Source organism: Glutamicibacter sp. NPDC088483 (assembly GCF_044753145.1).
GTDB lineage: Bacteria > Actinomycetota > Actinomycetes > Actinomycetales > Micrococcaceae > Glutamicibacter.
On record NZ_JBIVMP010000003.1, the window covers coordinates 412,259 to 439,170 of the forward strand.

Here is a 26,912-nt window from a genome sequence, read left to right on the forward strand (position 1 = left end):
CCAGACGATTCCGTCTTCGAGCCAAGGGAGAATCAATGAGAGAACTAACCTACTTCGTTGCAGTGAGCTTGGACGGGTACATTGCCGGTCCTCACGGCGAATTCGATGCATTCGCGGTGGCTGGCGACCATGCGGCGCCCATCTGGGACCGCTACCGCGGCACCGCGCCGACCCAGCTGGCAGAGTCGGCTGGACTGCCTATCGAGGGGTGCCCTTTCGATACGGTGCTGATGGGATGGAATACCTACGCTGTCGGCTTGCCAGCACTGCCCAGCCCGTACTCGCATCTGAGACAGATTGTTTTCACGCGCGATCACTCTTCACCTCCAGGAAGCCAAGAGGTGCAGTTCAGCAGTGCGGATCCGCGAGAGGTCATCGGGGAACTCAAATCCCAACCGGGTGACGGCATCTGGCTGTGCGGCGGAGGGCAATTGGCCGCCAGGCTCCGGCCGGACATCGACAGGTTGGCCCTGAAGGTGCAGCCGGTGATGTTCGGGTCGGGTATCAGGCTCTTCGGGGACACAGGGTATGCCCCGGATCGCTGGAGGCTGGAGAACATGCAGGCTTTTGCCTCCGGAGTCTGTCTTGCCGAGTACTCGCGCGTCTAGTGGACGTTGGAGGCGGCTACATACCTTCGTCTCCGATATGACCCGCAGCTGTCGCATCGAGCACACGCTCAACGAACGCCGCATATTCGCCCATGTAGTGGGCCAAGAACTTCTCAGTGTCCGGGTTGCTGATGCTCCCGTCCTCGCCGAAGTCTTCGGGACGGTACTGCAGGTAGACCTCGGGGGAGTTCAGCTGCGGGGCATCCAGGAAGCTGAGGACGCTGCGCATGCTGGACTGCATGACCGCAGTGCCGATGGCTCCGACCGAAGCGCCGAGCAGGCCCGTGGGCTTACGGGCGAAAGAGTTGGAGCCCCAGGGCCTCGAACCCCAGTCGATGGCATTTTTCAGCGCACCGGGAATTGAACGGTTGTACTCCGGGCTGATGAATAGCAGGCCGTCCGAAGCCTCGATGGCGGACTTGAGCGCGGTCCCGGCTTCGGGATAATTGTCATCGTAGTCAGCGCTATACAAGGGCAGATCGCTGATCGGGATTTCCGTGAAACTGAGGTTTTCAGGTGCCAGGGCTATCAGGGCCTTGGACAGGACGCGGTTGATGGAGTTCGTGGCGAGCGAACCGACGAAATAGCCGATGTTGTAATCCATGGAACCACTTCAGCACCGGGGCGAGGGGTGGCAAAAGGCACTCGGGCAAACTCCCAGCTAAGCCAGTCCGCCTGGTTGACCGCGCTGGGTAATCTGCTGCGAGCCGAAGGCTGAGAAGTCGGCTTTGCGTGGCGGGGCCTAAAGCGTGAGCACGCGCAGGCCAGTGCCGCCGGTATTGCGCAGGCCGTGGTCCGCTCCGGCGTCGGCCAGTATGCTGCCACCGGGACCGAGCTCGTTATCGTGCTCGCCGACCCGCGTCAGCGCCCGACCCTCTCGCACTTGGTAGAACTCCTGGGAAGCACTCTCGCCCTCGTGGCGATGGAAGCCCTCGAATCCGCCTGGCTCGATCACCCAGGTCTGGATGGCTACTGGCATCCCGGTATGCCCGGCGAAGTGGTGGCTGACTTTCATAGCTGACCCTTCGTGCATACCGTAGTCGAAGGCATGGGCATCGCGCGCTTCAAACGGGTCCATGGCTAACTTTCCGCCTGGTATCCCAGCCTGGTGCTGATTCGCCTTGCTGCGGTGCGGGTGCTGGAGCAGAGCTGCTCCAGCTCATCGGCGCCGATGCGGTAGAACGGAGCGGCAGTCATGGCGCAGGCTACGAGTTCACCGCGGTGGTCGAGGATGCCTGCGGCCACTCCGACCTCCTCGGCGGAAGTCTCGCCGTAGTTGACCGCGTAGCCGCGCTCGCGCACAAGATTCAGACGTGCTTGGTATTCGGTGGGGGCTGTGCCTGCAAGATCGATCTCTCCACTGGAGATCAGCTCCGCGCGGCGTACTGGATCCTCATTGGCGAGGAATACCTGCACGGTAGCGCTCAGTCCCGAACGGTAACGCGACCCCATGACCGAAGTGTGCTTGACCAGGTGGGTAGAAGGCAGTTGTTCGACCGAAATCGACTCGTTGCCGTCCCAGATATTCAGTACAGCGGTCTCGCCGGTCGCTTCACGAAGATCTTCCAGAAGAGGGTAAGCCACCTGCCGCACATCCAGGTTCGCAAGCAATGGACCGGCAATGGCAATCAGGCCGACACCCAAGCGGTACTTGCGGGTTTCCTCGTCTCTATCCACAACGCGTTCCTGCTCAAGGGTGGCCAGAATGCGCGAGACGCTGGATTTGTGGAGACCAACCTGATCTGCGATTTCGGTGACGCCGACTAACGGGCGCTCAACGGTGAAGCAACGGAGCACATCGAGCACGTTGACAATCACCGAGGCGCCTCGGGTTTCGCTGCGAATTTCAGTCATTTCCCCTCCTGAGTTGCTACTATCCTACGGCTCAAACCAATGGTTTACGGCTGGTTTCGACCGAGCAGGCCACCGCCACCAGCGAAATCACTGCTGCGCCCATCAAGTACCAGCCGGGGGCAAGGACGTTGCCGCTAGTGGCAATCAGTAATGTGGCCACGAATGGCGCGGTTCCGCCAAACAATGCATTTGAGAGGTTGAACGACACTGCGAAGCCGGAATAGCGGACCTTGGTGGGGAACATTTCCGCGAGATAGCTCGGAAGGGTGCCGTCGTTGAGCGTGAGCATCGCGCCGAGCAGGATCTGGACCAAGACAATGACCAGGAAGTTTCCTGATTCCAAAGCCATGAAGGCAGGAACGGTGAACAGGATGAACAGAATCGATGCGCTGATCAAGATGCGCTTGCGTCCGAAACGATCCGAAAGCATGCCCGTGATAAAGATGAAACCGACGTAGGTCAACAGCGCAACGGTCGTTGCCAGGTAGGAACGGGTGGCGTCCAGTCCGAGCTCTTCGGATAGATAGGTCGGCATGTAGGAAAGGATGACATAGAACCCCACGGCGTTCAGCAGCACCGCACCCGCAGCCTGGACCAGCTGGCGCCAGTAGTTCTTCAGCAACGACCCGACTGGGGATCCCTCAGGAGTGGAGGACTCGGACGCTTCAAGGAAAGCTGGCGAATCCTCCAGCTTGGTGCGGATATAGCGGCCAATGAGCCCCATGGGCGCGGCCAGCAAGAACGGTATGCGCCATCCCCAGGACTCCAGATCCCCGGTTGACAGCAACCCGGTCAGCCCGGCGGCCATCAGTGAGCCGAAGAGCAGGCCGGTGGCAGTGCTCGCCGGAACCACTGCCGCGTACAGGCCGCGCCGGTTGGCCGGCGCGTACTCGACCAGGAAGGCGGAGGCGCCGGCATACTCGCCGGCGGCAGAGAAGCCCTGGACCAGACGCAGGGCCAGGAGCAGCAGGGGCGCGCCAAAACCGATGGATGCGTAGCCGGGGAGCAGCGCTATGCAGAATGTGGCACCGGTCATCAGCAGGATCGACCACGACAGGGCTTCACGCCGGCCGATCTTGTCGCCCAGATGCCCCCAAATGAACCCGCCTACAGGACGGACCAGGAACGAGATGGCGAATACCCCGAAAGTCATCAGCAGACCAGCTTGGGGGTCGTCGCTGGGGAAGAATACGGCGGCGATTGTGACGGCGAAGTAGCCGTAGGCCGCGTAGTCGAACCATTCCACGAAGTTGCCGATGAAGCTGGCAGCGATCACCTTGCGGCGGGTCTTCGCGTCAATGGTGCGGGACTGGGACACGCAGGGGGCCGCTGCGGCCGTGGTTCCGGTGGGAGCTTGCAGTGGGGAATTGCTGGAATGGTTCATGGGGTGAAACCGCCTCTGGAGGGCAACGGCTTTGGCCAGTCCTGGCTTTGATGCCGCTGGAATGATGAAGTGTTTCGACAGACCGGTGGGTGGTCTTCGGTTCTAGGCACAGCCCCCTGCTTGCTGCGCCCCAGATGGCTAAAGCAGCCGTGGGGCAGGGTATTGGGCCCTGCCCCACGGTGATCGGTTGCGCTTACGCGTCGATGATGTTGTTCTCCGGGCCGAAGCCGAACTTGGTGATGTTCTCGACTCCGCCATCCTCGCCGATCACGAGGATGTCGTGCTCGCGGTAGCCGCCGGCACCTGGCTCGCCATCGGCGACGGTGATCATTGGCTCCATCGAAACGACCATGCCCGGCTCCAAGACGGTGTCGATGTCTTCGCGCAGTTCCAGGCCTGCTTCGCGGCCGTAGTAGTGCGAGAGGACGCCGAAGGAGTGGCCGTAGCCGAAGGTGCGGTTCGGCAGCAAGTTGTGCGAGATGAAGATTTCGTTCAGCTCTGCGGCGATGTCCTTGCAGACTGCGCCCGGCTTGATCAGTTCCAGGCCCCGCTTGTGGACCTCGACGTTGACGTTCCACAGTTCCAAGCTGCGTGCATCTGGCTCACCGAGGAACAAGGTGCGCTCCAGCGCGGTGTAGTAGCCCGAGGTCATCGGGAAGCAGTTCAGCGAGAGGATGTCCCCGCGCTGAAGCTTGCGGGTGGTGGCCCAGTTGTGGGCGCCGTCGGTGTTGATCCCGGACTGGAACCAGACCCAGGTGTCGCGCACTTCGCGGTGCGGGAAGGTCTTGGCAATCTCGTGCACCATGGCTTCGGTTCCGATCAACGCTACTTCGTATTCGCTGATGCCTTCGCGGATCGCTGCCTTGATGGCTTCGCCGCCCAGGTCGCCGATGCGTGCACCGTGCTTGATGACCTCGATTTCCTCGGCGGACTTGATCATGCGCTGGCGCATGGCATCCTGGGAGACGTCTACCAGTGCGGCACCGTCGAAGGCGGCGGCGATTTTCTCGCGGGTCAGGCCCGGCAGGAAGTCGTCTTCCACGCCGATGCGCGAGGCCTTCACTCCATCGCGCTTGAGTGCTTCCTGCAGGCCGTAGAAGAAGTTGTCGCGCTTCCAGTCGGTGTACACGATGTTCTCGCCGTAGCTGGTCCGCCATGGCATGCCGGCGTCGATGTTCGCGGTGACGGTGGTGGAGTTGGTCTGGGTGACCACCAGCGCATAGTTGCGACCGAAGGTGGTGTACAGGAAGTCCGAGTAGTACTTGATGCCGTGGTAGCTGGTCAGGATGACTGCGTCCAGGGACTTGGCTGCCATGATCTGGCGCAGGCCGGCCAGGCGGCGTTCGAACTCCGCATCCGAGAAGGTCAGCTGCTGCTTGGATCCGTTGTGCAGGGTCTTCAGGCGGGCCAGTTCGGAAACGTTCGTGGCGATGTTGGCGGTAGTCATGGTTGTGGCTCCTTGTAAGAAATCAAGTGTCAAGGCAGGCCGGCCCAATCAGATGGATTGCGAGGATTCATGGGAATCGCCGGAGAAGAAAGTTACGTGTTGCGCTCACTGCAACGCCGTTGCAATTAGACTATGTGTGCTCTGCGTCACTGTCAAGGGAGAATCCAAAAACTTTTCACTTTTACCGAAAAACTCCAATTGACTTAGTGGTATGCAATACAGGTGCGGAGATGATGAAGGCCGCGCAATTGAATATGACCAGTTGCGCGGCCTTCATGCTCGATGCTTCCCAGAGCCTAGTTGTGGCTTCCCTGGTCCGGCTCCGTCTTGCGGATGGCGCCTTCTCCACTGGGATCCGGAACGAAGACGAGGTTCGGGTCCGGATTATTGATGTCCTTCTCCAGCTGCTTGATGGCCTTATCGCGCTTGAGCAGCCGGCGGATGAGGTTGATGATCATCAAGATGATCACGAACGAGAACGGGAAGGCCCCGATGATGGTACCGGTTTGCACGGTATCCACCACCGCGGTTCCGCCCATGGTCAGCAGCACAGTGGTCACGGTGGCCACCGAGAGCACCAGGACCACGCGGAAGACCGGGCCGGACTTGCCTGGCGCCGAGACGAACTCGCTCAGTGCATAGATGCCCGAATCCAGCGAGGTGACGTAGTAGGTGGCCACCAGGATGGTGGAGACCACCAACAGGATCGTGCCAACCACCGGCAGCGAATCAAGCATCACGAACAAGCCCGAAGAGGTGTCTTCGGCCACCGCGGCGCTGACGCCGCGATCGGTCTGGTCATCGTAGTAGATGGCGGCGGAGCCGATGACGGCAACCCAGACCATCACGATCAGCGAAGGGATGATGGTCACGCCCAGCACGAATTCGCGAATGGTGCGGCCTCGGGAGATGCGTGCGATGAAGCCGGCCACGAATGGCGAGAAGGCGATAACCCAGCACCAGATGAAGACCGTCCACCAGCCATTCCAAGAATCCTGCCAGCTGTCCAAAGTCGTGGCCGCCAGGCCGGAATCGGTCCACAGGCTCATATTCGCGAAGTTCGTGAAGAAGCTGCCGAAAGTCTGGGACATGTTCGAGATGATGTACAGCGACGGTCCGAAGATCAGCACCGCGGCAACCAGCGCGATACTCAAGATCGAGTTCAGCCCGCTGATGCGGGCCATGCCCTTGTTGATGCCGACAATCGCGGAGATCGAGGTGATGCCGGCGAAGGTCAAGATAACCATCAGCCACATCATCGGGCTGGCAGTCAGGCCAGTAAAGGAAGTCAGACCCGAAGAGAACTGCATGGCGGCGAAGCCGAAGGAAGTGGCCAGGCCGAGCACGGTAGCGATGATGGCCAGCAGTTCAACAATCACGCCGGCGCCGCGGCGGGACCAGCGGGGCAGGATGTCCACGGTGGCTTCGCGGAAGGTCAAGGTCTTGCCCAGATTGTGGTGCGAGTAGGCCAGGCAGACGGCTACGGCGCAGTACATGGCCCAGGCGGTCAGGCCCCAGTGGAAGTAGGTCCAGACGATGGCGCCTTCTTCTCCGCCGCCGCCCGGCATTGCCGGAATGACCGGGTTTTCATCGCGCAGCATGATCGGTTCGGCCACGGACCAGAAGATCAACCCGATGCCCTGGCCGCAAGCGAAGAGCATGGAGTACCAGGCGAACTTGCTGTGCTGAGGTTTGGCATTCGGACCGCCCAAGCGGATCTTGCCCACCCGGCTCATCGAGAGCCAGATGCACACCACGACGGTGAAGACCGAGTACAAGATGAAGAGCCAGGTGAATTTCCCGGTGACGAAGGTGCGCATTTCGGAAATGGCAGCCGAGGCGGCTTCAGGATTCGAGAGCACCCAAATCATCACGGCGACAATCAGTACTGGCGGGATCGCCCGGATCAGCAGGCGATCAATCGGAGGGATATGCCGTCCCATGAAGCGTGGAACTTCAACTTGCTGTGGGGAGGAGTCTGAAGGCTTGGATGCTTTCAAGGACTTTTTCCTGTCTTGGGATGTTGAATTATCCACCGACATGTTAATTCACCTCTATATTTACATCGCCAAGAAGCAGCTCGCCTTTGAGCGCTTGGGCAACTTGGTCTGTGACGGTTTCGAAAAGTAGTTGGCCGCGTTCGGCGGTTGCTCCCTTGGCGGATGACAAGCAGCCGCTGTCCGGGGTGCGCGCGGGGTCTTCGGGGAAGATGTCGTAGGCGGTGAGCTTGGCTGGCGGGTGGTCGATGACCCGGTCCATGTCCACCAGCTGCGGGTGCAGCAGGAGCATGAGCGAGGTTTCCAGGATGCCGCCGTGCTCGATATCCCAGCCGAGGAATCCGTCGGGGAAGACCTTGGCCAGGGTGTTCTCGTCGACGAAGTCCCAGTACGAAAGCAGGATGGCGCGGGCGGTGGAACCGGCGGTGCGTGTTTTGGCCACGGCGTTATCTACACCCTCGTAGAGGAACTGGTAATTCTCGAAGTGCCCGTTGAGCAGCACCACGTTGTCGAATCCCTGGGAGATGAATGAAGTGACGACATCTTCGACCATCAGGCTCAGCGATGTGCCTCCCAGGCTCGTCGTGCCTACGCGGTGGTTGCCGCCGCCCGAGCGCGGCTGCGACTTGTAGCCGTAGCAAAGAGCTGGAGCAACCAGCGCGCCGGTGAGCTGGGCGACAGCTTCTGCGATGGAGCGGGAAAGCATGGCGTCGACGCCCAATGGCATGTGCGGACCATGCTGTTCGGTTGCGCCCGCAGGAATGATGATGGTGGATCCGGTACGCGCTACGTGCTCGGCGTAGGTCTGGGCATCGAGTTCGTCGATGAATACTGAGTGCATGGATTTCTCCTGGACCCGTGGGGCCCTTCAGGCCGCAGGCGGGGATGATTCTGTATCGGAATACAGTTGCAAGATCTGCAACACTGTTGCAGTGAATCATTTCAGTGGCTCACATCACAGTCAATACCCGTGGTGAAAAACTTTCGAATGGCCGAACTGCGGGCACTCGTAACGGTGCTTCAGACTGAGGAATCCAGCCGGAGAAATCAGTGGTTTAGCGTGACGGTGACCCGAAAAAACTTCTGTTCAAGCGCGTAGCGCCCTCGTGGCTGGCTGGATTCCGCGGCGGCGTCCCTGTTTTATGCAGGCGGAGGTGGGCACCGCCAGTGTGTAGCGAGACAAAGTGAAACAGTTGGCAATGCGCGGGCTGCTCCATATTGTTGGTGGCCAGCTCGGCGGGCAGTGGGGCGCCTAGAGGACGGCGCGAACCGACTTCTGGAAATGCACGATATGTTCTAGGGCCAGCTGGCGCGCTACTGGCGCATCCCCGTCCAGAATGGCCTGCAAGAGCGAGACATGCTCGGCGATATGCTCGTCCACGCTGGGCAGTCGATCCAGTGCCATGCACCAGATGCGCGTGGCCAAGTTATCCAAGCGGATTAGTGTCTCTTCTAAGTGGTGGTTGCCGGCGGCCTGGTAGATCAGCCGGTGCACTTCGAGGTCATTTTCCATCAGGGTGCGGCGCAGATTCTCTCCGGAGAGCTGGCTGACTGCTTCCAAGGTGGTTTCGATGCCGGCGCGGGCGGTTCCTCCGCGCAGGGTTGCGGCCTTAGCCGCTGCCAGTGGTTCAAGGACCTGGCGGATTTCGGTGATATCAGCTAATTCGGTGATATCCACGCGGGTGGCGAAGGTGCCGCGGCGCGGGTAGGACTGCACCAGATGGTCTACTTCAAGGCGCTTGAGTGCTTCGCGCAGGGGAGTGCGTCCCACTCCTAAGTCATCGACTAGTCCGGCTTCGTTGATCGGGTCGCCGGGGGCGATGTCCATCATGATCAGCCGGTCTCGCAGCACCTGGTAGGCGCGTTCGGCCATGGACTCGGTGCCTGCTGCGAGCTGCGTCGTGGTTGTCATCCCGCCTCCAATTTCCTTGCTCCATTCTGCACGATTGTTACGCGCTGAAGTAATTTCGGGTAACCCATTGACCGGGCTGTGATTTCCATCATACAGTGAGTTGCAGATTGATATATCAGTTGTCGACAATTCATACATTTAGGGATGGGTAATGGCACACGCTACGACTCTTGCTGCAGATTCACTGACTGCAGACCTCGCACACCTCGACCCGGAGGTGGCGCAGCGTATCGACGCTGAGCTGGCTCGCCAGCAGCGCGGTCTGGAAATGATCGCGTCGGAGAACCACACCGCGCAGGCAGTGATGCAGGCGCAGGGTTCGGTACTGACCAACAAGTACGCCGAAGGCTACCCGGGCCGCCGTTACTACGGCGGGTGCGAAGAGGTTGACGTGATTGAGACGTTGGCTATCGAGCGCATCAAGGAATTGTTCGGTGCGAAGTTCGCTAATGTGCAGCCTCACTCCGGTGCTCAGGCTAATGCGTCGGTGTACCACGCGTTGGTCCGCCCGGGCGATACCGTGCTGGGTTTGAACCTGGCTCATGGTGGTCACTTGACCCATGGCATGAAGCTGAACTTCTCGGGCCGCTTGTTCAACATCGTTCCTTACGGTGTGGACGAGGCCACTTATGAAGTGGACATGGACGAGGTGGAGCGTCTTGCTGTGGAGAACCAGCCGAAGATGATTGTTGCTGGCTGGTCGGCGTACCCACGCCAGTTGGACTTCAAGCGTTTCCGCGAGATTGCTGACAAGGTCGGCGCGTACTTGTTCGTGGATATGGCTCACTTCGCTGGCCTGGTGGCTGCGGGGTTGCATCCGTCGCCGGTGCCTCATGCGCATGTGGTGACGTCGACTACGCATAAGACTCTTGCTGGTCCTCGTGGCGGCATTATCCTCTCGAATGATGCTGAGATTGCGAAGAAGCTGAACTCGGCGGTGTTCCCTGGCCAGCAGGGTGGTCCGTTGGAGCACGTGATTGCTGGCAAGGCTGTGGCTTTCAAGATTGCTGCATCCCAGGAGTTCAAGGAGCGCCAGGAGCGGACCTTGGCTGGGGCGAAGATTCTTGCTGAGCGTTTGACCCGGGCTGATGTGTCGGCTCAGGGCATTAGCGTTCTGACTGGTGGCACTGATGTGCATTTGGTGTTGGTTGATCTGCGTGAGTCGGAGCTTGATGGGCAGCAGGCTGAGGATTTGTTGGCTCAGGTGGAGATTACGGTGAACCGTAATTCGGTGCCGTTTGATCCTCGTCCGCCGATGGTGACTTCGGGTTTGCGTATTGGTACTCCTGCGTTGGCTACTCGTGGTTTCTCTGAGGCTGCGTTTGCTGAGGTTGCGGAGATCATTGCGCAGACGTTGATCGCCGGCGCCCAAGGCAACACCGAAAAACTTCCCGAACTCAAACAGCGCGTACTGGACCTGGCCCAGGCCCATCCGCTCTACCCGAACCTGAAGAAGATTGGAGAATAGCCATGGCTGATCTGCTGCCTGAGCACCCAGAATTCCTCTGGGCAAACCCGGAACCGAAGAAATCCTATGACGCCATCATCGTTGGCGGCGGCGGCCACGGCCTGGCCACCGCATACTTCCTGGCCAAGAACCACGGCATCACTAACGTCGCCGTCTTGGAAAAGGGCTGGCTGGCCGGTGGAAATATGGCCCGCAACACCACCATCATCCGCTCGAACTACCTCTGGGATGAGTCGGCCGGCATCTACGAAAAGTCGCTGAAGCTGTGGGAACAGCTGCCCGAGGACCTGGAATACGACTTCCTGTTCTCCCAGCGCGGCGTGCTGAACCTGGCCCACACCCTGGGAGATGTGCGCGAATCCGTGCGCCGCGTCGAAGCTAACAAGCTCAACGGCGTGGACGCCGAATGGCTGGACCCATCCCAGGTCAAGGAAGCCTGCCCGATCATCAATACCTCCGACGACATCCGCTACCCGGTCATGGGCGCCACCTGGCAGCCACGCGCCGGCATCGCCAAGCACGACCACGTAGCCTGGGCCTTCGCCCGCAAGGCCAACGAAATGGGCGTGGACATCATCCAGAACTGCGAAGTCACCGGCTTCATCAAGGATGGCGAGAAGGTCACCGGCGTGAAGACCACCCGCGGCACCATCCATGCCGGGAAGGTTGCGCTGGCCGGCGCAGGCCACTCCTCGGTGCTGGCAGAAATGGCCGGCTTCGAACTGCCGATCCAGTCCCACCCGCTGCAGGCTCTGGTTTCGGAACTCTTCGAACCGGTGCACCCGACGGTGGTCATGTCCAACCACATCCACGTTTACGTCTCCCAGGCCCACAAGGGTGAGCTGGTCATGGGCGCGGGCATCGACAGCTACAACGGCTACGGCCAGCGCGGTGCCTTCCACGTCATCCAGGAGCAGATGGCCGCGGCCGTGGAACTGTTCCCGATCTTCGCCCGGGCGCACGTGCTGCGCACCTGGGGCGGCATCGTGGACACCACCATGGACGCCTCGCCGATCATCTCCAAGACCCCGATCCAGAACCTGTACGTGAACTGCGGCTGGGGCACCGGCGGATTCAAGGGCACCCCGGGCGCCGGCTTCACCCTGGCGCACACCATCGCCAACGACGAGCCGCATGAGCTGAACAAGCCGTTCAGCCTCGAACGCTTCGAAACCGGCCACCTGATCGACGAACACGGCGCTGCCGCCGTCGCACACTAGGAGCAACCACCATGATGCTGATTGATTGCCCGAACTGCGGGCCACGCAATGAGAACGAATTCAAGTACGGGGGGGAAGCCCACGTGGCCTACCCCGCAGATCCCCACGCGCTGAGCGACAAGCAATGGTCCCGCTACCTGTTCTACCGCCAGAACAAGAAGGGCATCTTCGCCGAACGCTGGGTCCACGCCGCAGGCTGCCGCAAGTGGTTCAACGCTCTGCGCGACACCGTCACCTATGAATTCAAGGCCATCTACCCAGCCGGCGCACCACGTCCGGAAATCCACAGCGCCGAAGGAGGCACCCGATGAGCAAGCCACAACGCCTGAGCGCCGAGCAGAGCTCCCGCGCTCGCATCAACCGCGAGGAAGCACTTTCCCTCACCGTTGACGGGGCCAAGCTTTCCGCCTTCCGCGGCGACACCGTAGCCAGCGCACTGCTGGCCAATGGGGTGCGCAGGGCCGGCAACTCCCTGTACCTGGACCGCCCGCGCGGCATCTTCGCCGCCGGAGTGGAAGAGCCCAACGCGCTGGTTACCGTCAGTGCCCGCCACGAGCAGGACATCGATGAGTCGATGCTGCCAGCGACCACCGTCCCGGTCACCGAAGACTTGAACGCCACCTTGCTTTCCGGCCTGGGCGTACTGGATCCGACCAAGGATCCGGCCTACTACGACCACGTCCACGTGCACACCGATGTGCTCGTGGTCGGCGCCGGCCCGGCAGGCCTGGCCGCGGCCCGCGAAGCCTCGCGTTCCGGAGCCCGGGTGATGCTGCTCGATGAGCGCGCAGAAGCCGGAGGCACCTTGCTGGATACCGCCGGCGAGCAGATCGATGGCATGGACAGCAGCGCGTGGATCGAGCAGGTCACCAGCGAGCTGGCTGAAGCCGAGGAGACCACCCACCTGCAGCGCACCACCGTGTTCGGCTCCTACGATGCGAACTACCTGATCGCCGCGCAGCGCCGCACCGTGCACCTGGATGGCCCATCCGGCCCCGGCGTCTCCCGCGAACGCATCTGGCACATCCGTGCCAAGCAGGTAGTCCTGGCCACCGGCGCCCACGAACGTCCGATCGTCTTCGAGAACAACGACCGCCCGGGCATCATGCTCGCCGGCGCGGTGCGCAGCTATCTGAACCGCTACGGCGTACGTGCCGGAGCGAGGATCGCGGTAGCCACCACCAACGACTCGGCCTACGAGCTGGTGCGTGAACTGGCCGCCACCGGCGGAGTTGTTGCGGTCATCGATGCCCGCTCAAGCATTTCGGCCGCCGCCGCACAGGCTGTGGCTGACGGGCTCCAGGTCATCTCGGGCTCCGTAGTGGTGGACACCGAAGCCGATGAAAACGGCGAACTGTCGGCCATCGTGGTCGCAGAGCTCGATGAAGCACGCGAGCTGGGGGAAACCCAGCGCTTCGAAGCAGACGTGCTGGCCGTGGCCGGCGGCTTCAACCCGGTAGTGCACCTGCACTCCCAGCGCCAGGGCAAGCTGGATTGGGACACCACCATCCACGCCTTCGTCCCAACCGATGCCGTGGCCAACCAGCACCTGGCCGGTGCGATGACCGGACGCCTCGATACCGCCAGCGCCCTGTCCACCGGCGCAGCTACCGGCGCCGCGGCAGCTACTGCCGCCGGCTTCGCCACCGTGGCCCGCACCCCGCAGGCCTTGGAAACCGCACTGGGCGAAACCCGGCCGGTCTGGCTGGTGCCATCGGTCAGCGGCGATGACGCAGTGAACTACAAGTTCCACTTCGTTGACCTGCAGCGCGACCAAACCGTAGCCGACGTATTGCGCGCCACCGGCGCCGGCATGAAGTCGGTGGAGCACATCAAGCGGTACACCTCGATCTCCACGGCCAATGACCAGGGCAAGACCTCGGGCGTGGCAGCGATCGGCGTGATCGCCGCGGTACTGGGCATCGAGAACCCGGCGGCAATCGGCACCACCACCTTCCGCGCACCATATACGCCGGTGGCCTTCGCAGCCCTGGCCGGACGCAACCGCGGGGACCAGCTGGACCCGGCACGCATCACCGCAATGCACTCCTGGCACCTGTCCCACGGCGCCGAATTCGAAGACGTCGGACAGTGGAAGCGCCCGTGGTACTACCCGCAGGCCGGGGAAACCATGGACCAGGCCGTCTACCGCGAATCCAAGGCCGTACGCGACTCGGTGGGCATGCTCGACGCCACCACGCTGGGCAAGATCGAGATCCGCGGCAAGGACGCGGCAGAGTTCCTGAACCGCATCTACACCAACGGCTACACCAAGCTCAAGGTGGGCATGGGACGCTACGGAGTGATGTGCAAGGCCGACGGCATGATCTTCGATGACGGCGTGACCCTGCGCCTGGCCGAAGACCGCTTCTTGCTGCACACCACCACCGGCGGCGCCGCCGACGTGCTGGACTGGCTGGAGGAATGGCTGCAGACCGAATGGCCTGACCTCGACGTCACCTGCACCTCGGTAACCGAGCAGCTGGCCACCGTAGCCGTGGTGGGACCGCGTTCGCGCGATGTCATCGCCAAGCTGGCCTCCACTGTGGACGTGTCCAACGAGGGCTTCAAATTCATGGCCTTCAGGGACGTGGTGCTGGACTCCGGAATCGAAGCGCGCATCAGCCGCATTTCCTTCTCCGGCGAACTCGCCTTCGAAATCGCGGTCCCTGCCTGGCACGGGCTGCGCGTCTGGGAAGATGCGTACGCCGCCGGCGAGGAATTCAACATCACCCCGTACGGCACCGAAACCATGCACGTGCTGCGTGCCGAAAAGGGCTTCATCATCGTCGGCCAAGACACCGACGGTACGGTGACCCCGCAGGATGCCGGCATGGAATGGGTTGTTTCCAAGCTCAAGGACTTCATCGGCAACCGCTCCTACTCCCGGGCCGATAACGCCCGCGAGGACCGCAAGCAGCTGGTCTCGGTACTGCCGGTGGACAAGTCCCTGCGATTGCCAGAAGGCGCCGCGCTGGTGGCCTCGGATGCTCTGGCAACCGAAGGCATTACCCCGATGGAAGGCTGGGTCACCAGCTCCTACGATTCGCCGAATCTGGGCCGCACCTTCGGCCTGGCGCTGATCAAGAACGGGCGCAACCGCATCGGTGAAGTGCTCAAGACCCCGGTCGGCGACCAGCTGGTCGACGTCGTAGTCTCCGAAACCGTCCTCTATGACCCGGAAGGAAGCCGTCGAGATGGCTAACAACACCTTGATTGAAACCCCGTTGCGCCATTCACCAGCAGAACACCTGGATACGGTCATGGACGCAGCCAGCGTAGCCGGACGTGTGGAACTGCGCGAAATCGCGTTCACCACCCAGATCTCGCTGCGTTGCGCACCGGGCACGCAGGCCCATGCGGCATTGGCCGCGGCCACCGGCGCAGGCTTGCCAGCGAAGGTGGGCGAAGTTGCCGGCGAGGCACAAGGCACCGCGGTGCTATGGCTGGCTCCGGATGAATTCCTGGCCACCAGCGCGGAGAACACCGAACTGGGTGGCGTGCTCAGCGCGGCGCTGGGCGATGCACCGGGACAGGTCGTTGACCTCTCGGCTAACCGCAGCGTGCTGGAACTGACCGGACCGGATGCGCCGCTGGTGCTGCGCAAGAGCTGCCCGGCGGATCTGCACCCGCGTGCCTTTGCAGTGAACCAGGCGATTGTCACCTCGGTGGCGAACATCCCGGTATTGCTGTGGCGTACCGGCGAGCAGGCCTGGCGGATCATGCCTCGCGCATCGTTCACCGAGCACACCGTGCATTGGCTGGTTGATGCCATGTCCGAGTTCGCCTCGGAAGCAATGATCTAGCCCAGCTTCGCTAGAGCACCTTGAGCACAGTTCCGGCCCCGCCCTGATCTTTGGGGCGGGGCCGGAACTGGCCAAGAATGCAAAGGCAGGCTAAGCAATATTCTGTCCAGTTCATGGTGGTAGGCCGTATGCTCCGGCACCGTGCTACATAGGCCGTCCACTCACAGAAAAGAAGGACTCATGAGCGAGCAAATCCGTCACGTCTTGACCCTGCAATGCCCCGAAGGAATGGGGATCGTGAATGCGGTCACCGGATTCCTGGTTAAGCATGAACGCACCATCGTGGAACTCAAGCAGTTCGACGACATGAGCGCCGGACGCTTGTTCCTGCGCGTGGAATTCTCTGGGGAGGCCGAAGAGAATCTGCTGGCTGAGCTGCGCGAGGAATTCACCGCCATCGCCGCCAAATTCGAGATGGACTGGCAGCTGCGCGAACGCGGACAGAAGACCAGGGTACTGATCATGGTCTCCAAATACGACCACTGCCTCAATGACCTGCTTTTTCGCTCGCGCACCGGCGAACTGCCCATCGAGATCGTTGCGGTGGCTTCGAATCACGAAGACAGCCGCGACCTGGTCCAATGGCATGGCATCGAATACCACCACATCCCGATCAGCAAGGAAACCAAACCGCAGGCCGAAGCGAAGCTGCTGGAACTGATTTCCCAGACCGGCGCCGAATTGGTAGTCCTGGCCCGCTACATGCAAGTTCTCTCAGACCATCTGGCCACGGAGCTGACCGGCAAGACCATCAACATCCACCACTCGTTCCTGCCTTCCTTCAAGGGCGCCAAGCCGTACCACCAGGCTTGGGAGCGCGGCGTGAAGACCGTGGGCGCGACCGCCCACTACGTGAACTCCGAGCTGGATGAAGGGCCGATCATCGCCCAGCAGGTCGTGGAAGTGGACCACACCTTCGGGCCATCGGAGCTGATCGCCGCCGGACGCGACTCCGAATGCAGGGCGCTGTCCAACGCGGTGCGCTGGCACTGCGAAGGCCGAGTCTTCCTCTACGGAAACCGCACGGTCATCCTGCGCTAGGCATCATCATCCAAGGCCCGGTATTGCTGCTGGGCATCAACCGATTCCACCGCCGATAAGCCGCGCAGCTTCTCGGCAACCTCCTCGCTGCCCTCGCCAATCACCTGGCCGAGGGCGGCGAGCACCTGCTTAACCTGCAATCCGCGGGACTGCAGTTCGCTGACCACCGGTTCCAGCGGGTGCTGGGTGGAAATGGTGATGACATAGACGTGCACCTCGGCGCCGGACATGCCGCTACGCTTCCTGTGAGGCCGGGGCCTGGACCAGCCCGGCTCCGGCATCCATGGCCGGCAGGGAGACATCTCGGGAAGTTGCCACCAGCTTGTCCCACAGCTGCTGGGAGCGCAGGCCGGTGGATTCGGCCAGCAGCGCTGCCACGCCGGCCACATGCGGGGTGGCCATGGACGTTCCGCTGATGGTGTTGTACCGCTTGGCGCCGGGCCACGAAGAGTAGATGCCAACGCCTGGTCCGGCAATATCCACCTCGCCGCCCTCGGTGTCCAACGCCTGGGCCGAGAAGTCCGCCACGGCCAGCTTCGAGTCCAAAGCCGCTACAGCCATGATGTACGGGCTGTTGGCCGGTGCGCCGACGAATCCCGGGTTCCCGGCAGAGCGCTGTGCATTATTTCCGGCGGCCGCCACGATCAAGGAGCCCAGCTCCAAGGCGCGGCGTCCGGCAGTGACATAGGGCGGGTGCACAGTTCTCACGTCAGCACCCAGCGACATGGAGATGACCTCGCACTTGTTTTCCAGTGCCCAGTTGATGCCGGCCAGGATCGTGGAGTCCGAACCTGAGCCATCGGCGCCCAGCACCTTTCCAGCGAAGATATTGGCTTCCGAGGCGACCCCGTAGCCCGGACCCTGCTGCGGTTCGCGCGGACCGCAGGCGCTGCCGATGCAGTGGGTTCCATGTCCATGGCCGTCAGTGGCGTCCTCGCCTGCGACAAAGGACTTGGCGGTCACCGTGCGGCCTGCGAAGTCCGGATGCGCACTGTCAAAACCGGTATCCAAGACGGCCACGTTGATGCCCTTGCCGGTGTAGCCCGAAAGCGAAGCGCCTACGGCCTGCAGGCCCCAGGTGAATTGGCCGGTGTCCGCATAGGAGTCCGTGGCGGCCGGGGCATCGGGCAGGATCCGGTAAACCAGCTCGGGTACCACCGAGGCTGGCAGCTTGTGCCCGGCGCAGCGCTGGCGGAAGTCCTCAAGCTGGTCAGCCGAGCTGGTGACCACAGCGATGCCCAGCATCGGGAAGTACTCGGTACTGGAATAGCCCTGTTCAGCCAGCAACTGCGGAAGTTCTGATTCGCGCTGGGCTGCTGCGATGCCCGGGGCTCCGGATTCCTGCCGGTCGAAGACCAAGACGTAGCGGTTGGGAATTTCGGCGACGGTTGCGTGACGGGTCTGGTTGCTGTACATGACGGGGCTCCTTGCTGGTTCCGAGAGACTTTCATGCCAAGGCCTACGAGGTACCTCGCACTGTACCCGGTGGCATGGACAAACTGCCATGCCTGGCAACAAGCACCTATGCAGCGCACAGCAACCGCGGCGCACTGCCCGGCGATGCCCGACTGGCAGAAAGAAGCCACTATTCTTCGCTGGCCACTTGAATCTTCGCGGCGAAAGAACAAGGGTGGAAGTCCTAGGGCATTTCTCTGAGTGAAGGAGCCTGGACCATGACGAAGAACATTGACGAAGTTGAACCTCCCGAAGCAGATAATGGGCAGCACGCAAATGCTGTGCTGGAAGCATCCCCGCATACCGCGCCGATCCCGGTGCACATGCACATTGCCGAGGATGACACCGACGAGCAGATCACCGCGAAGCTGCGCCGGCAGGGCGTGCGCCTAGGCAAGGGCGGGATCGCCCCTGCGGTCTTCTGGCCGGCGCTGCTGGTGATCCTGGCTGTGGCGGTCTTCGCGATCCTCGCGCCCAACGCGGCGGACACGACTTTCAACGCCGTGCAGAACTGGATCGTAGCCAACCTGGGCTGGTACTACATGCTGATCATCGGCGGCTTTGTGGCGCTGGTGATCGCCATCGGCTTCTCCAAGCTCGGGCGGATCACCTTGGGCAATGACGGAGAGAAACCCGAATTCGGCCTGTTCAGCTGGTTCGCGATGCTCTTCGCCGCCGGCATGGGCATTGGCCTGGTCTTCTACGGGGTCGGCGAACCTCTGATGTACGCCACCGTGGATCCGAAGCCGGGTTGGGAAGGCAGCGAATCGGAGCTGGCCGGACTGGCCATGGCGCAGACCTTCATCCACTGGGGCCTGCACCCGTGGGCCATCTACGCGGTGATCGGCTTGGCTTTGGCCTACGCGATCCACCGCCGCGGCCGCCCGGTGTCCATCCGCTGGGCGCTGGAACCGATCCTGGGAGATCGGGTCAAGGGCTGGCTGGGAGATGTGATTGATGTACTGGCCATCTTCGGCACGGTGTTCGGCGTGGCCACCTCGCTGGGCTTGGGCGTGCAGCAGATCAGCTCGGGCATGAAAGCGATCGGACTGGTCGGTTCGGTGGATAACACGCTGCTGGTCATCCTGATCGTGGTCATCACGTTCCTGGCCACCATGAGCGTGGTCAGCGGCCTGGGCGCCGGGATCAAGTGGCTGTCGAACATCAACCTGTCCATGGCAGGCCTGCTGATGATCAGCGTGCTGCTGCTGGGCCCGACGCTGTTCCTGTTCCAGAATTTCGTGCAGTCCCTGGGCGTGTACCTGGCCAACTTCATGAACATGACCTTCGACGTGGGCGCCTTCCAGCAGGGTGAGGAATCGGCCACCTGGTTCTCCAGTTGGACGGTCTTCTACTGGGGCTGGTGGATCGCCTGGGCACCGTTCGTGGGCATCTTCATTGCCCGCATTTCGCGCGGGCGTACCGTGCGCCAATTCGTCACCGGCGTGCTGCTGGTGCCGACCATAGTCGGTTTCCTTTGGTTCTCGGTCATGGGCGGGTCGGGGCTGTACCGCCAGTTCTTCGGCGCTGGGGACATGGTCCAGGACGGGGCGGTCTCCGCGGAGGGCTCGCTGTTCCAGGTGCTTGAAGCCTTGCCGCTGGGTTCGATCCTGTCGGTGGTGGCGATCTTGCTGGTCGCGATCTTCTTCATCACCTCTTCGGACTCCGGCTCGCTGGTGGTCGACATGCTCGCCTCCGGCGGGCACCCGAACCCGCCGACCTGGTCCAGGGTGCTGTGGGCGGTGCTCGAAGGCGTGCTGGCCGCTGCCTTGCTGGTGGCTGGCGGGCTGCAGACGCTGCAGGCCGGTTCGCTGGCCACGGCCTTGCCATTCAGCATCATCATGATCATGATGTCGGTGGCCACGATCAAGGGGTTGCGCCATGAAAGCCGGGCCTTGGAAGTCATCGAGCAGAAGCGCCGGCTGGCGCGGGTCACCGAGCACGTCTCCGATGAGCTGTGGGGCGCCTTGGACGAGCAGCCCGAACTGCGCCGCTACGTCGATGACCGTATCGACTACCGGGTCTCGCGCACGCGCGGGATCTTCGGCAAGCGCGTGGAATCAGAAGCAAAATCCCGGCACGTGAAGCCAAGTGACGACTAGGTCCGGGACCTGACCCCCGATGCCTTGCCAAGCAGGGCATCGGGGTGTGAGGATCAAGGTGACAAGCACTATCCACTGGCCGCGGGCCGTCACCGCGGCGGGAAGCAGAGGGGTTGTTCCATGGGCCAGGAGTCGATAGTCATCGTTGGTGCCGGGCTTGCCGCCGCCAGTACGGTGGCAGCACTACGCGAGCGGGGACATGCCGGCCCGATCACCCTGATTGGCGAGGAATCGCACCTGCCCTATGAGCGTCCGCCCCTGTCCAAGGGCTTCTTGCAGGGCAATGACAAGCCAGAAGACTTCACCGTGCATGACGCGCAGTGGTACGCAGCGCAGGAGGTCACCCTCCGGCTGGGAACCGCCGCAATCAGCGTGGAGACCGGCAAGCAGCAGGTGATGCTGGCCGATGGCACCGCCGTGGATTACGGGCAACTGGTGCTGGCCACCGGTTCGCGGGCCAGCGTGGGCGGGGACTCGCCAATGCCCGGTTATGACCTGCCCGGGGTGCATGTGCTGCGCACGCTGGAAGATGCCCAGTCGCTGCGCGAAAAACTGGTCGAGGGTGCCCAAGTGGCCGTGGTCGGCTCGGGCTGGATCGGCATGGAAGTGGCCGCCACAGCCCGCCAACGCGGAGCCCGGGTCACCGTCTATTCACCGTCCGCGGTGCCGTTGGCCAAGGTTTTCGGAGAACGCTTCGGGAACCACCTGCTGGAGCTGCACCAGTCCAATGGAGTGGATGTGCGCACCGCACGCGTGCAGGGCATCGAGCAGGTCGACGGGCACCTGCAAGTGCTTTCGGATGCCGGCTCATCGCGTGCCGATGTGGTGCTGCTGGCTATTGGTGCCAAACCCAATCTGCAACTGGCCGAGACTGCCGGGCTGGCAGTGGATCACGGGGTGGTGGTCGATGCGTCGCTGCGCAGCAGCAACTCCAAGATTCTGGCCATCGGGGATATCGCCCAGGCGTTCAATACCAAGCTGCGCGCCCAATTGCGCGTGGAGCACTGGGACAACGCGATCCGCCAGGGCAAGCTGGCGGCCGCGACGCTCACCGGTGCCGACGCATCCTATGACTGGTTGCCGTATTTCTTCACGGACCAATTCGATCTGGGAATGGAATATGTGGGGCATAATTCCCCAGATGACGTCTCGGTAGTCCGCGGCAGCATGGAAAGCGGAGAATTCTTGTTGTTCTGGCAAGATGGCGAGAAGATCACCGCGGCGGCAAACGTGAATATCTGGGACGTCAATGATCGCCTGCGTGAGATGGTGGGCAAGACGGTGCCAGCCGCCTCGCTGGCGGATCCGGATATCGACCTCGGTGATTTATAGGATTTTACTAAGCAGCAAGTGACCCTCCAAGAAAGTAGGAATAGCTGATGAGCATCATGGTCATGGGCGTGGAGCCGGGGATGTCCCCGGCAGTATTGGCCGCGGCGGCTTCGCTGGCGCGCGGCCTGGATGCGAAATTGGTGTGCATCCATGCCGACTCCGGACGTTTCGTCACCGACAAGCTTGCCGAAGGAAACCTGCTGGCTTCGGCTGCTCCGCTCTCCGAGGAACTCGCCTGGGAAATCAACTCGGTGGTTACCGGTGTCGAGCTTGAAAGCTACACGGTGGCCGGCGACCCGGCCAAGGTGCTCGCTGCCGTTGCCGAACAGCTCGATGCGCAGATGATCGTCGTGGGCACCCGGCGTCCGGGGATCCGCAATAAGATGGCTCAGCTGGTCGAGGGATCAATCGCCGTGGCGCTGGCCCATAAGCAGCACCGCCCGGTCCTGGTGATTCCACAGCAACCTTCCGAAGAAAACGAACTGCCCTGGGACTAGGCGGCTGACTTCATCTCGAAGTACAAGTCCAGATGCAGTTTGCAGCCCGGATTGAACAGTGCCTGACAGTTCGGGCAGGAACTGGTTTCCAGATATTCTGCGGGGCTCAGCTGCGTGCTGCAGACTCCGCAGAGCACCGCCGGTTCATCGAACCTGTCTGCCGGCCACGGCTCTGCCTGGTGATCGGCGAGCTCGGCATGGCAAAGGTGGCAGGGGTAGAAGGTCGCGCAGCAATCGTGCTTCAGCGCGATCACATCGAAGAGCGAGTGGTAGTGGGCGCACCGAGTTTGCCCATCCATGCGCACGCCTCGCAATGCTGCAGGGTGCGCCGGGTTTCCCCATTTCTTCATATGGATCCTTTCAGATAACCGTGATCGGGTGTGCAAATATGCACGCCGAATGTGCACAATCCGTGTCCCACTATGCCTCGTTTTGCCTATCTTTCGCGATGTGATCTAGGCCATACTCGCTGATGAAGCTGGTTCCAAAGGGGGTACTGGCGTGGGCGGAAGGAACGCACAGTGGCAAGCGAAACGTCATCGAAGGCCGAGCGCAAGGGATTGCGCCGGGTCGTAGCAGCCTCCATGGCTGGCACCGTCGTCGAATGGTATGAATTCTTCCTCTACGCGACCGCGGCAACCCTGGTCTTCAACAAGATCTTCTTCCCGGATACCGGCAACGATCTGGATAACATCATCAAGGCCTTCCTGACCTACGCGGTCGGTTTCATTGCGCGCCCCATCGGCGGCATCGTCTTCGGCCACTTCGGCGACAAGTACGGGCGCAAGCACCTGCTGCAGGTGGCGATCGTGCTGGTCGGCGCAACCACCTTCCTGATGGGCTGCCTGCCCACCTTCGACTCCATCGGCTATGCCGCACCGATCCTGCTGATCGTGCTGCGCTTCGCCCAGGGCTTCGCCGTGGGCGGGGAATGGGGAGGCGCGGTGCTGCTGGTGGCCGAGCACGCGCCGAACAAGGAACGCGGATTCTGGTCCTCCTGGCCGCAGGCCGCAGTGCCGGTGGGCAACCTGCTGGCCACCGTGGTGCTGCTGGTGCTCTCGGCAACGCTGAGCGAAGCGGCCTTCCTGGCGTGGGGCTGGCGCATCGGCTTCTGGCTCTCGGTGGTGATCGTGGTCGTCGGCTACTACATCCGCACCCGCGTTTCCGATGCCCCGATCTTCAAGGAGGCCAAGGCTGAGCTGGAGCAGAACGCGGCTGCCGGCTACGGCGTGGGCGAAGTCTTCAAGCGCTACCCGCGCGGGGTGTTCACCGCCATGGGCCTGCGCTTCGGGGAGAACATCATGTACTACATGGTGGTGACCTTCTCCATCACCTACATGGCCACCCAGCTGGACATGGACACCTCCACGATCCTTGGCCTGATGCTCATTGCCCACGTGATCCACGCGATCCTGGTGCCGATCGTCGGCCGTTTCACCGACACCCTCGGCCGCCGCCCGGTCTACGCCACCGGCGTGGTGCTCATGGCCGTCTGGGGCGTGGCGGCCTTCCCGCTGTTCAATACCGCCAACGATGCGGTCATCCTGGCCACCATCGTGCTGGGCTTGGGTGTGCACGCGCTGATGTACGCCGGGCAGCCGGCCATCATGGCCGAGATGTTCCCGACCCGCATGCGCTACTCGGGCGTCTCGCTGGGCTACCAGGTCACCTCCATCGTGGCCGGGTCCATGGCCCCGATCATCGCCACCTTCCTGCTCAAAGTCTACGGATCCTGGGTTCCGGTGGCCGGCTACATCGTGTTCGCCGCCCTGGTCACCCTGGTGGCGGTGTTCTTCATGAAGGAAACCAAGGGGCTGGACCTCGGCGAGATCGACGAGGCGGACCGGCTGGCAGTGAACGGCGAAAATGCCGCCCGCGATGAACTGAAGATGCAGAAGTAAGCCGCAAGATCCAGCACGACGCCGAAGGCCAGCTCCACGCACGGGGCTGGCCTTGGGCATGTTCAGTGGCCTGCGGGCGGGCCATCGGCTTGCGCCGCCGTTGCCGATCTGCGAGTCTGGCAGCCAAGAAGGATGGGGTTTGAGTGGACATCACTGTCCCCAGCATGATGCGATTGCGGGGTGCGCGGGCAGATGGGAATCGAGTACCTGTTGGCGTTCCTGTTCGGTCTTGGCTTCGTTGCCGCTTGCGCTTCATACGGGCGGCGCCGGAGCAGCAAGAAGAATAATGAAAAGTAGCCAAGTTTGCCGTCGGGGTTCGGCATGAAGCGGTGCAGGCTGCATATCTTCGGTGCCAGCGGCAGTGGCACCACGACCCTCGCGCGCGCCGTGGCCGATGCCTGGTCCGTGCCGCATGCCGATAGCGACGACTACTTCTGGGTTCCCACCGATCCTCCATACCGCGAGCAGCGTGCGCCGGCTGCCCGAACCATGCTCATGAACCAGGTCTTCGTTCCGCGCAAAGCCTGGGTACTGTCCGGATCAGTGCAGGGATGGGGAGAAGAAGTCCTGTCGCAGTGCGATGCCTTCGTTTTCCTGGCGCTGGATCCCCAAGTGCGCCTGCGCCGTCTTGCAGAACGCGAGAAGCAGCGCCTGAGCGGGCAATCCCTGGAACTCGGAGCCCTGGAACAAATCATGGCGTGGGCAGCTGGCTACGATGACCCGGACTTCAGCGGACGCAGCCGCGCCCGCCATGAGGCCTGGCTGGAGAACGAAGTCCGTCCGGTGCTCCGACTGGACAGCGCCCGATCAGTGGCGCAGCTGCTGCAAGCCATCGTGGACTGGGAACCGGACGGGCCACGGTGAACGGCGCCTAGCCGGGGGACAAGTTGTACGCCGGGAATGGCGGGATGAACCAGTCGCCGGCGGTGGCTGCATCATTGAGCGCGCGCACCGTTTCCTGGACCGCGCGGCTGCGCAAGGCTTCTTGGCGTCCCACCAGCCAGTACTCGGACTGGTAGGTGAACTGGTCATGGAGCACCGGAACCATATTCGGGTAGTGCTCCGAGAGGAAAGTGGGGAGCAAGCCGATGCCTGCATGGTTCATGGTGGCCGCATATTGCACCGCGATGCTGGTGGAGGAAATCGCGCGGTGCATTGGCGGCAAGGCGCCGGTGGCCTCGTCGAGCTTGTCCACCGTCAGCGCGGTGTCGATGTAGTAGTTCAGGCTATGCCCGGCCAGATCGGCAACCTGTGCCGGGGTGCCGTGGGCTTCCAGGTACTCGGCCGTGGCGTAGAGCCGCAGCTCGTAATCCAGGAGTTTTGTGGAGGCCGCCTTGCGGACGCTGGGTTCGCCAATGACAATCTCCAAATCCATGCCGGTCCGCGTCTGCCGTGCACGGGTGGTTTCCGAAACGATCTCGAAGACCAGTTGCGGATGCTTTAGCTGGAGCTTTGCCAGGGCCGGAGCCGCCAGGTGGGCGCTGAAGGCGTCGGGAGCGGCGACGCGCACATGGCCGGCCAATGCACCGGTCTCCTTCTGGGAGCCGATGGCTTCCACGGCCTGCTCGATGGCTTCCGCGCTGGACATGGCCCGGCGCCCCAGGTCCGTCAGTTCCCAGCCGTTGGGAGAGCGCGTGAGCAGGTGGCCGCCCATGGCTTTTTGCAGTGCGTCGATGCGACGGGAAATCGTCGAGTGGTTCACCCCGAGAACATTCGCGGCGGCGGTGTAGCGGCCCAGGCGCGCAACGGTCAGCAGGGCAATGAGGGATTCGAGATGGCGGTAATCGATCTGACGGTCCATGGTCCACAGTCTGCCATGCCTCGTGTGCGCTAGAGCACACTAGGCCTGCGCAATTGGCGTGCCCAAGTGCATTGAGTCTGGCACGCCGCGCACCCTACGCTGGCCTGACAAGGACAATACTCAAGGACGAGGGGTGTGCAGATGAGCACGTACGCATGGATTGGCCTGGGCAACATGGGCGGACCGATGACCGCGAATCTGGTGGCCGCAGGGCACACCGTGCGCGGCTACGACCTGGACGAGCAGGCCTGCGCCGCCGCGGCCGACGGCGGAGTACAGATAGCCGGATCGATCGCCGAAGCCATGGACCAGGCCGACGCCGTGTTCACCATGCTGCCCAAGGGAGAGCACGTGCGCGCGGTCTATGAGGGTGACGCCGGCATTTGGGCCAACGCCAGCAAGGACATGCTGCTGCTGGATTCCTCCACGGTGGACATCGAGACTTCCCGCTACATCCACGCGGGCTCCGCGCAGCGCGGCCTGCACTTCGTCGATGCCCCAGTCTCCGGCGGCATCTCCGGAGCCGCGGCCGGAACCCTGGCCTTCATGCTCGGCGGGGCACCAGAACTGATGGAGCAGGCCACCGGATTCATCGCCCCGATGAGCGGGAAGACCATCGTTGCCGGGGGCCCCTCCATGGGCATTGCCGCCAAGATCTGCAACAACATGATGCTGTTCATCGACCTGATGGCCAGCGCCGAAGGCTCCCAGCTAGCCGAGGCCCTGGGCCTGGACCCGGAAGTCTTCTGGCAGATCGCCTCGGTCTCCTCGGGACGCTCCTGGGCGCAGCAGACCTGGTACCCGGTGCCGGGCATCATCGATACCGCCGCGGCGAACAACAACTTCGAGGCCACCTTCCGCACCGACTTGGCCCGCAAGGACATCGGGTTGGCCCTGGACGCGGGCGCAAGCACCGGGGTGCAGCTGCCGGCAGCCAGCTTGGCCCGCGAGCACTTCGACGAACTGATCGAGCAGGGACTGGGGGACAAGGACTGCTCGCTGATCGTGAAGAACCTGCTGCCAGAAGGTGGCGTGCGCGGGTGGAACCCGGAGTCGGCCGAAGCCAACCAGCCAACCGTGGGCTGAG

The 26,912-nt window shown here is 62.5% G+C and carries 25 protein-coding genes; 13 read left to right on the plus strand and 12 right to left on the minus strand.

Translation table 11 applies throughout. The features are described from left to right. Window positions 1-35: 35 nt before the first annotated feature. Window positions 36-608: a dihydrofolate reductase family protein gene (locus tag ACIP6G_RS08715; RefSeq protein WP_365943708.1), complete on the plus strand. Its 573-nt coding sequence runs from the start codon at window positions 36-38 to the stop codon at window positions 606-608. A 16-nt stretch (window positions 609-624) separates the two neighbouring features. Here ACIP6G_RS08715 and ACIP6G_RS08720 read toward each other — a convergent pair whose 3' ends face one another. The 8 genes from ACIP6G_RS08720 to ACIP6G_RS08755 all read right to left on the minus strand — a co-directional run bounded on the left by ACIP6G_RS08720 (window position 625) and on the right by ACIP6G_RS08755 (window position 9,202). Beyond that, complete coding sequence (locus ACIP6G_RS08720) at window positions 625-1,212, minus strand: NADPH-dependent FMN reductase (protein ID WP_365943707.1); 588 nt, start codon at window positions 1,210-1,212, stop codon at window positions 625-627. A gap of 138 nt (window positions 1,213-1,350) precedes the next feature. Continuing rightward, entirely contained in the window at window positions 1,351-1,686 is a 336-nt protein-coding gene (locus ACIP6G_RS08725; protein WP_365943706.1) for a cupin domain-containing protein, read from the minus strand. A 2-nt stretch (window positions 1,687-1,688) separates the two neighbouring features. Further along, window positions 1,689-2,462 (minus strand): IclR family transcriptional regulator, encoded by a 774-nt coding sequence (locus ACIP6G_RS08730; RefSeq protein WP_365943705.1) that lies wholly within the window; start codon window positions 2,460-2,462, stop codon window positions 1,689-1,691. Window positions 2,463-2,493: 31 nt separating this feature from the next. After that, the gene (locus ACIP6G_RS08735; protein WP_365943704.1) at window positions 2,494-3,846 is read right to left on the minus strand and encodes an MFS transporter; all 1,353 of its coding nucleotides are present in this window, start codon (window positions 3,844-3,846) and stop codon (window positions 2,494-2,496) included. A 193-nt stretch (window positions 3,847-4,039) separates the two neighbouring features. Then, window positions 4,040-5,293 carry a M24 family metallopeptidase gene (locus tag ACIP6G_RS08740; RefSeq protein ID WP_013350050.1) on the minus strand — a complete coding sequence of 418 codons (1,254 nt, stop codon included), beginning with the start codon at window positions 5,291-5,293 and terminating at the stop codon, window positions 4,040-4,042. A gap of 296 nt (window positions 5,294-5,589) precedes the next feature. After that, window positions 5,590-7,236 carry a BCCT family transporter gene (locus ACIP6G_RS08745; RefSeq protein ID WP_400289626.1) on the minus strand — a complete coding sequence of 549 codons (1,647 nt, stop codon included), beginning with the start codon at window positions 7,234-7,236 and terminating at the stop codon, window positions 5,590-5,592. Window positions 7,237-7,336: 100 nt separating this feature from the next. Continuing rightward, on the minus strand, window positions 7,337-8,131 hold the full coding sequence (locus ACIP6G_RS08750; protein ID WP_365943702.1) for a creatininase: 795 nt from the start codon (window positions 8,129-8,131) through the stop codon (window positions 7,337-7,339). A 411-nt stretch (window positions 8,132-8,542) separates the two neighbouring features. After that, complete coding sequence (locus tag ACIP6G_RS08755; RefSeq protein ID WP_365943701.1) at window positions 8,543-9,202, minus strand: GntR family transcriptional regulator; 660 nt, start codon at window positions 9,200-9,202, stop codon at window positions 8,543-8,545. Window positions 9,203-9,353: 151 nt separating this feature from the next. Here ACIP6G_RS08755 and glyA point away from each other — a divergent pair, with 151 nt between their 5' ends. The 6 genes from glyA (at window position 9,354) to purU (ending at window position 16,737) form a co-directional block, all read left to right on the plus strand. After that, window positions 9,354-10,670, plus strand: coding sequence for a serine hydroxymethyltransferase (gene glyA, locus ACIP6G_RS08760; protein WP_365943699.1), 1,317 nt, complete (start codon window positions 9,354-9,356; stop codon window positions 10,668-10,670). Window positions 10,671-10,672: 2 nt separating this feature from the next. After that, window positions 10,673-11,890, plus strand: coding sequence for a sarcosine oxidase subunit beta family protein (locus tag ACIP6G_RS08765; RefSeq protein WP_013350045.1), 1,218 nt, complete (start codon window positions 10,673-10,675; stop codon window positions 11,888-11,890). A gap of 11 nt (window positions 11,891-11,901) precedes the next feature. After that, window positions 11,902-12,201, plus strand: a complete 300-nt coding sequence (locus ACIP6G_RS08770; protein WP_013350044.1) for a sarcosine oxidase subunit delta — start codon at window positions 11,902-11,904, stop codon at window positions 12,199-12,201. Continuing rightward, on the plus strand, window positions 12,198-15,095 hold the full coding sequence (locus ACIP6G_RS08775) for a sarcosine oxidase subunit alpha family protein (RefSeq protein ID WP_365943698.1): 2,898 nt from the start codon (window positions 12,198-12,200) through the stop codon (window positions 15,093-15,095). The genes ACIP6G_RS08770 and ACIP6G_RS08775 overlap by 4 nt, the downstream gene beginning before the upstream one ends. Beyond that, window positions 15,088-15,696 (plus strand): sarcosine oxidase subunit gamma family protein, encoded by a 609-nt coding sequence (locus ACIP6G_RS08780; RefSeq protein WP_365943697.1) that lies wholly within the window; start codon window positions 15,088-15,090, stop codon window positions 15,694-15,696. The genes ACIP6G_RS08775 and ACIP6G_RS08780 overlap by 8 nt, the downstream gene beginning before the upstream one ends. A 180-nt stretch (window positions 15,697-15,876) precedes the next feature. Continuing rightward, the gene (gene purU, locus ACIP6G_RS08785) at window positions 15,877-16,737 is read left to right on the plus strand and encodes a formyltetrahydrofolate deformylase (protein ID WP_193057963.1); all 861 of its coding nucleotides are present in this window, start codon (window positions 15,877-15,879) and stop codon (window positions 16,735-16,737) included. On the opposite strand, the gene ACIP6G_RS08790 is transcribed toward purU, so the two are convergent. Then, complete coding sequence (locus ACIP6G_RS08790) at window positions 16,734-16,967, minus strand: hypothetical protein (RefSeq protein ID WP_134779510.1); 234 nt, start codon at window positions 16,965-16,967, stop codon at window positions 16,734-16,736. The genes purU and ACIP6G_RS08790 overlap by 4 nt on opposite strands. A 4-nt stretch (window positions 16,968-16,971) precedes the next feature. Continuing rightward, complete coding sequence (locus tag ACIP6G_RS08795) at window positions 16,972-18,153, minus strand: S8 family serine peptidase (RefSeq protein WP_400289528.1); 1,182 nt, start codon at window positions 18,151-18,153, stop codon at window positions 16,972-16,974. 257 nt (window positions 18,154-18,410) lie between these two features. Between ACIP6G_RS08795 and ACIP6G_RS08800 the strand changes: the two genes are divergently transcribed. The 3 genes from ACIP6G_RS08800 to ACIP6G_RS08810 all read left to right on the plus strand — a co-directional run bounded on the left by ACIP6G_RS08800 (window position 18,411) and on the right by ACIP6G_RS08810 (window position 22,123). Beyond that, window positions 18,411-20,294: a BCCT family transporter gene (locus ACIP6G_RS08800; protein WP_400289531.1), complete on the plus strand. Its 1,884-nt coding sequence runs from the start codon at window positions 18,411-18,413 to the stop codon at window positions 20,292-20,294. 120 nt (window positions 20,295-20,414) lie between these two features. Next, window positions 20,415-21,626, plus strand: a complete 1,212-nt coding sequence (locus ACIP6G_RS08805) for an NAD(P)/FAD-dependent oxidoreductase (protein WP_400289533.1) — start codon at window positions 20,415-20,417, stop codon at window positions 21,624-21,626. Between the two features lie 47 nt (window positions 21,627-21,673). After that, entirely contained in the window at window positions 21,674-22,123 is a 450-nt protein-coding gene (locus ACIP6G_RS08810; protein WP_013350036.1) for a universal stress protein, read from the plus strand. Here the strand turns inward: ACIP6G_RS08810 and ACIP6G_RS08815 are convergent. Continuing rightward, window positions 22,120-22,473, minus strand: coding sequence for a CHY zinc finger protein (locus ACIP6G_RS08815; protein WP_013350035.1), 354 nt, complete (start codon window positions 22,471-22,473; stop codon window positions 22,120-22,122). The genes ACIP6G_RS08810 and ACIP6G_RS08815 overlap by 4 nt on opposite strands. A 171-nt stretch (window positions 22,474-22,644) precedes the next feature. Between ACIP6G_RS08815 and ACIP6G_RS08820 the strand changes: the two genes are divergently transcribed. Both ACIP6G_RS08820 and ACIP6G_RS08825 read left to right on the plus strand, forming a co-directional pair. Continuing rightward, window positions 22,645-24,024, plus strand: coding sequence for an MFS transporter (locus ACIP6G_RS08820; RefSeq protein ID WP_133834904.1), 1,380 nt, complete (start codon window positions 22,645-22,647; stop codon window positions 24,022-24,024). Window positions 24,025-24,345: 321 nt separating this feature from the next. Further along, window positions 24,346-24,888, plus strand: coding sequence for a hypothetical protein (locus tag ACIP6G_RS08825; protein WP_400289536.1), 543 nt, complete (start codon window positions 24,346-24,348; stop codon window positions 24,886-24,888). Window positions 24,889-24,895: 7 nt separating this feature from the next. Here ACIP6G_RS08825 and ACIP6G_RS08830 read toward each other — a convergent pair whose 3' ends face one another. Then, entirely contained in the window at window positions 24,896-25,825 is a 930-nt protein-coding gene (locus tag ACIP6G_RS08830) for a LysR family transcriptional regulator (protein WP_400289537.1), read from the minus strand. A 141-nt stretch (window positions 25,826-25,966) separates the two neighbouring features. Between ACIP6G_RS08830 and mmsB the strand changes: the two genes are divergently transcribed. Beyond that, on the plus strand, window positions 25,967-26,911 hold the full coding sequence (gene mmsB / locus ACIP6G_RS08835; protein WP_400289539.1) for a 3-hydroxyisobutyrate dehydrogenase: 945 nt from the start codon (window positions 25,967-25,969) through the stop codon (window positions 26,909-26,911). The last annotated feature ends 1 nt before the right edge of the window (window position 26,912 follow it).

Coding starts and splice junctions, on each gene's coding strand:
- ACIP6G_RS08715 (WP_365943708.1), top strand. CDS start 36: ATGAGAGAACTAACCTACTTCGTTGCAGTGAGCTTGGACGGGTACATT.
- ACIP6G_RS08810 (WP_013350036.1), top strand. CDS start 21,674: ATGAGCATCATGGTCATGGGCGTGGAGCCGGGGATGTCCCCGGCAGTA.
- ACIP6G_RS08780 (WP_365943697.1), top strand. CDS start 15,088: ATGGCTAACAACACCTTGATTGAAACCCCGTTGCGCCATTCACCAGCA.
- ACIP6G_RS08815 (WP_013350035.1), bottom strand. CDS start 22,473: ATGAAGAAATGGGGAAACCCGGCGCACCCTGCAGCATTGCGAGGCGTG.
- ACIP6G_RS08795 (WP_400289528.1), bottom strand. CDS start 18,153: ATGTACAGCAACCAGACCCGTCACGCAACCGTCGCCGAAATTCCCAAC.
- mmsB (WP_400289539.1), top strand. CDS start 25,967: ATGAGCACGTACGCATGGATTGGCCTGGGCAACATGGGCGGACCGATG.
- ACIP6G_RS08805 (WP_400289533.1), top strand. CDS start 20,415: ATGGGCCAGGAGTCGATAGTCATCGTTGGTGCCGGGCTTGCCGCCGCC.
- ACIP6G_RS08755 (WP_365943701.1), bottom strand. CDS start 9,202: ATGACAACCACGACGCAGCTCGCAGCAGGCACCGAGTCCATGGCCGAA.
- purU (WP_193057963.1), top strand. CDS start 15,877: ATGAGCGAGCAAATCCGTCACGTCTTGACCCTGCAATGCCCCGAAGGA.
- ACIP6G_RS08775 (WP_365943698.1), top strand. CDS start 12,198: ATGAGCAAGCCACAACGCCTGAGCGCCGAGCAGAGCTCCCGCGCTCGC.
- ACIP6G_RS08830 (WP_400289537.1), bottom strand. CDS start 25,825: ATGGACCGTCAGATCGATTACCGCCATCTCGAATCCCTCATTGCCCTG.
- ACIP6G_RS08730 (WP_365943705.1), bottom strand. CDS start 2,462: ATGACTGAAATTCGCAGCGAAACCCGAGGCGCCTCGGTGATTGTCAAC.
- ACIP6G_RS08725 (WP_365943706.1), bottom strand. CDS start 1,686: ATGGACCCGTTTGAAGCGCGCGATGCCCATGCCTTCGACTACGGTATG.
- ACIP6G_RS08720 (WP_365943707.1), bottom strand. CDS start 1,212: ATGGATTACAACATCGGCTATTTCGTCGGTTCGCTCGCCACGAACTCC.
- ACIP6G_RS08765 (WP_013350045.1), top strand. CDS start 10,673: ATGGCTGATCTGCTGCCTGAGCACCCAGAATTCCTCTGGGCAAACCCG.
- ACIP6G_RS08770 (WP_013350044.1), top strand. CDS start 11,902: ATGATGCTGATTGATTGCCCGAACTGCGGGCCACGCAATGAGAACGAA.
- ACIP6G_RS08800 (WP_400289531.1), top strand. CDS start 18,411: ATGACGAAGAACATTGACGAAGTTGAACCTCCCGAAGCAGATAATGGG.
- ACIP6G_RS08825 (WP_400289536.1), top strand. CDS start 24,346: ATGAAGCGGTGCAGGCTGCATATCTTCGGTGCCAGCGGCAGTGGCACC.
- ACIP6G_RS08740 (WP_013350050.1), bottom strand. CDS start 5,293: ATGACTACCGCCAACATCGCCACGAACGTTTCCGAACTGGCCCGCCTG.
- ACIP6G_RS08735 (WP_365943704.1), bottom strand. CDS start 3,846: ATGAACCATTCCAGCAATTCCCCACTGCAAGCTCCCACCGGAACCACG.
- glyA (WP_365943699.1), top strand. CDS start 9,354: ATGGCACACGCTACGACTCTTGCTGCAGATTCACTGACTGCAGACCTC.
- ACIP6G_RS08745 (WP_400289626.1), bottom strand. CDS start 7,236: ATGGGACGGCATATCCCTCCGATTGATCGCCTGCTGATCCGGGCGATC.
- ACIP6G_RS08790 (WP_134779510.1), bottom strand. CDS start 16,967: ATGTCCGGCGCCGAGGTGCACGTCTATGTCATCACCATTTCCACCCAG.
- ACIP6G_RS08750 (WP_365943702.1), bottom strand. CDS start 8,131: ATGCACTCAGTATTCATCGACGAACTCGATGCCCAGACCTACGCCGAG.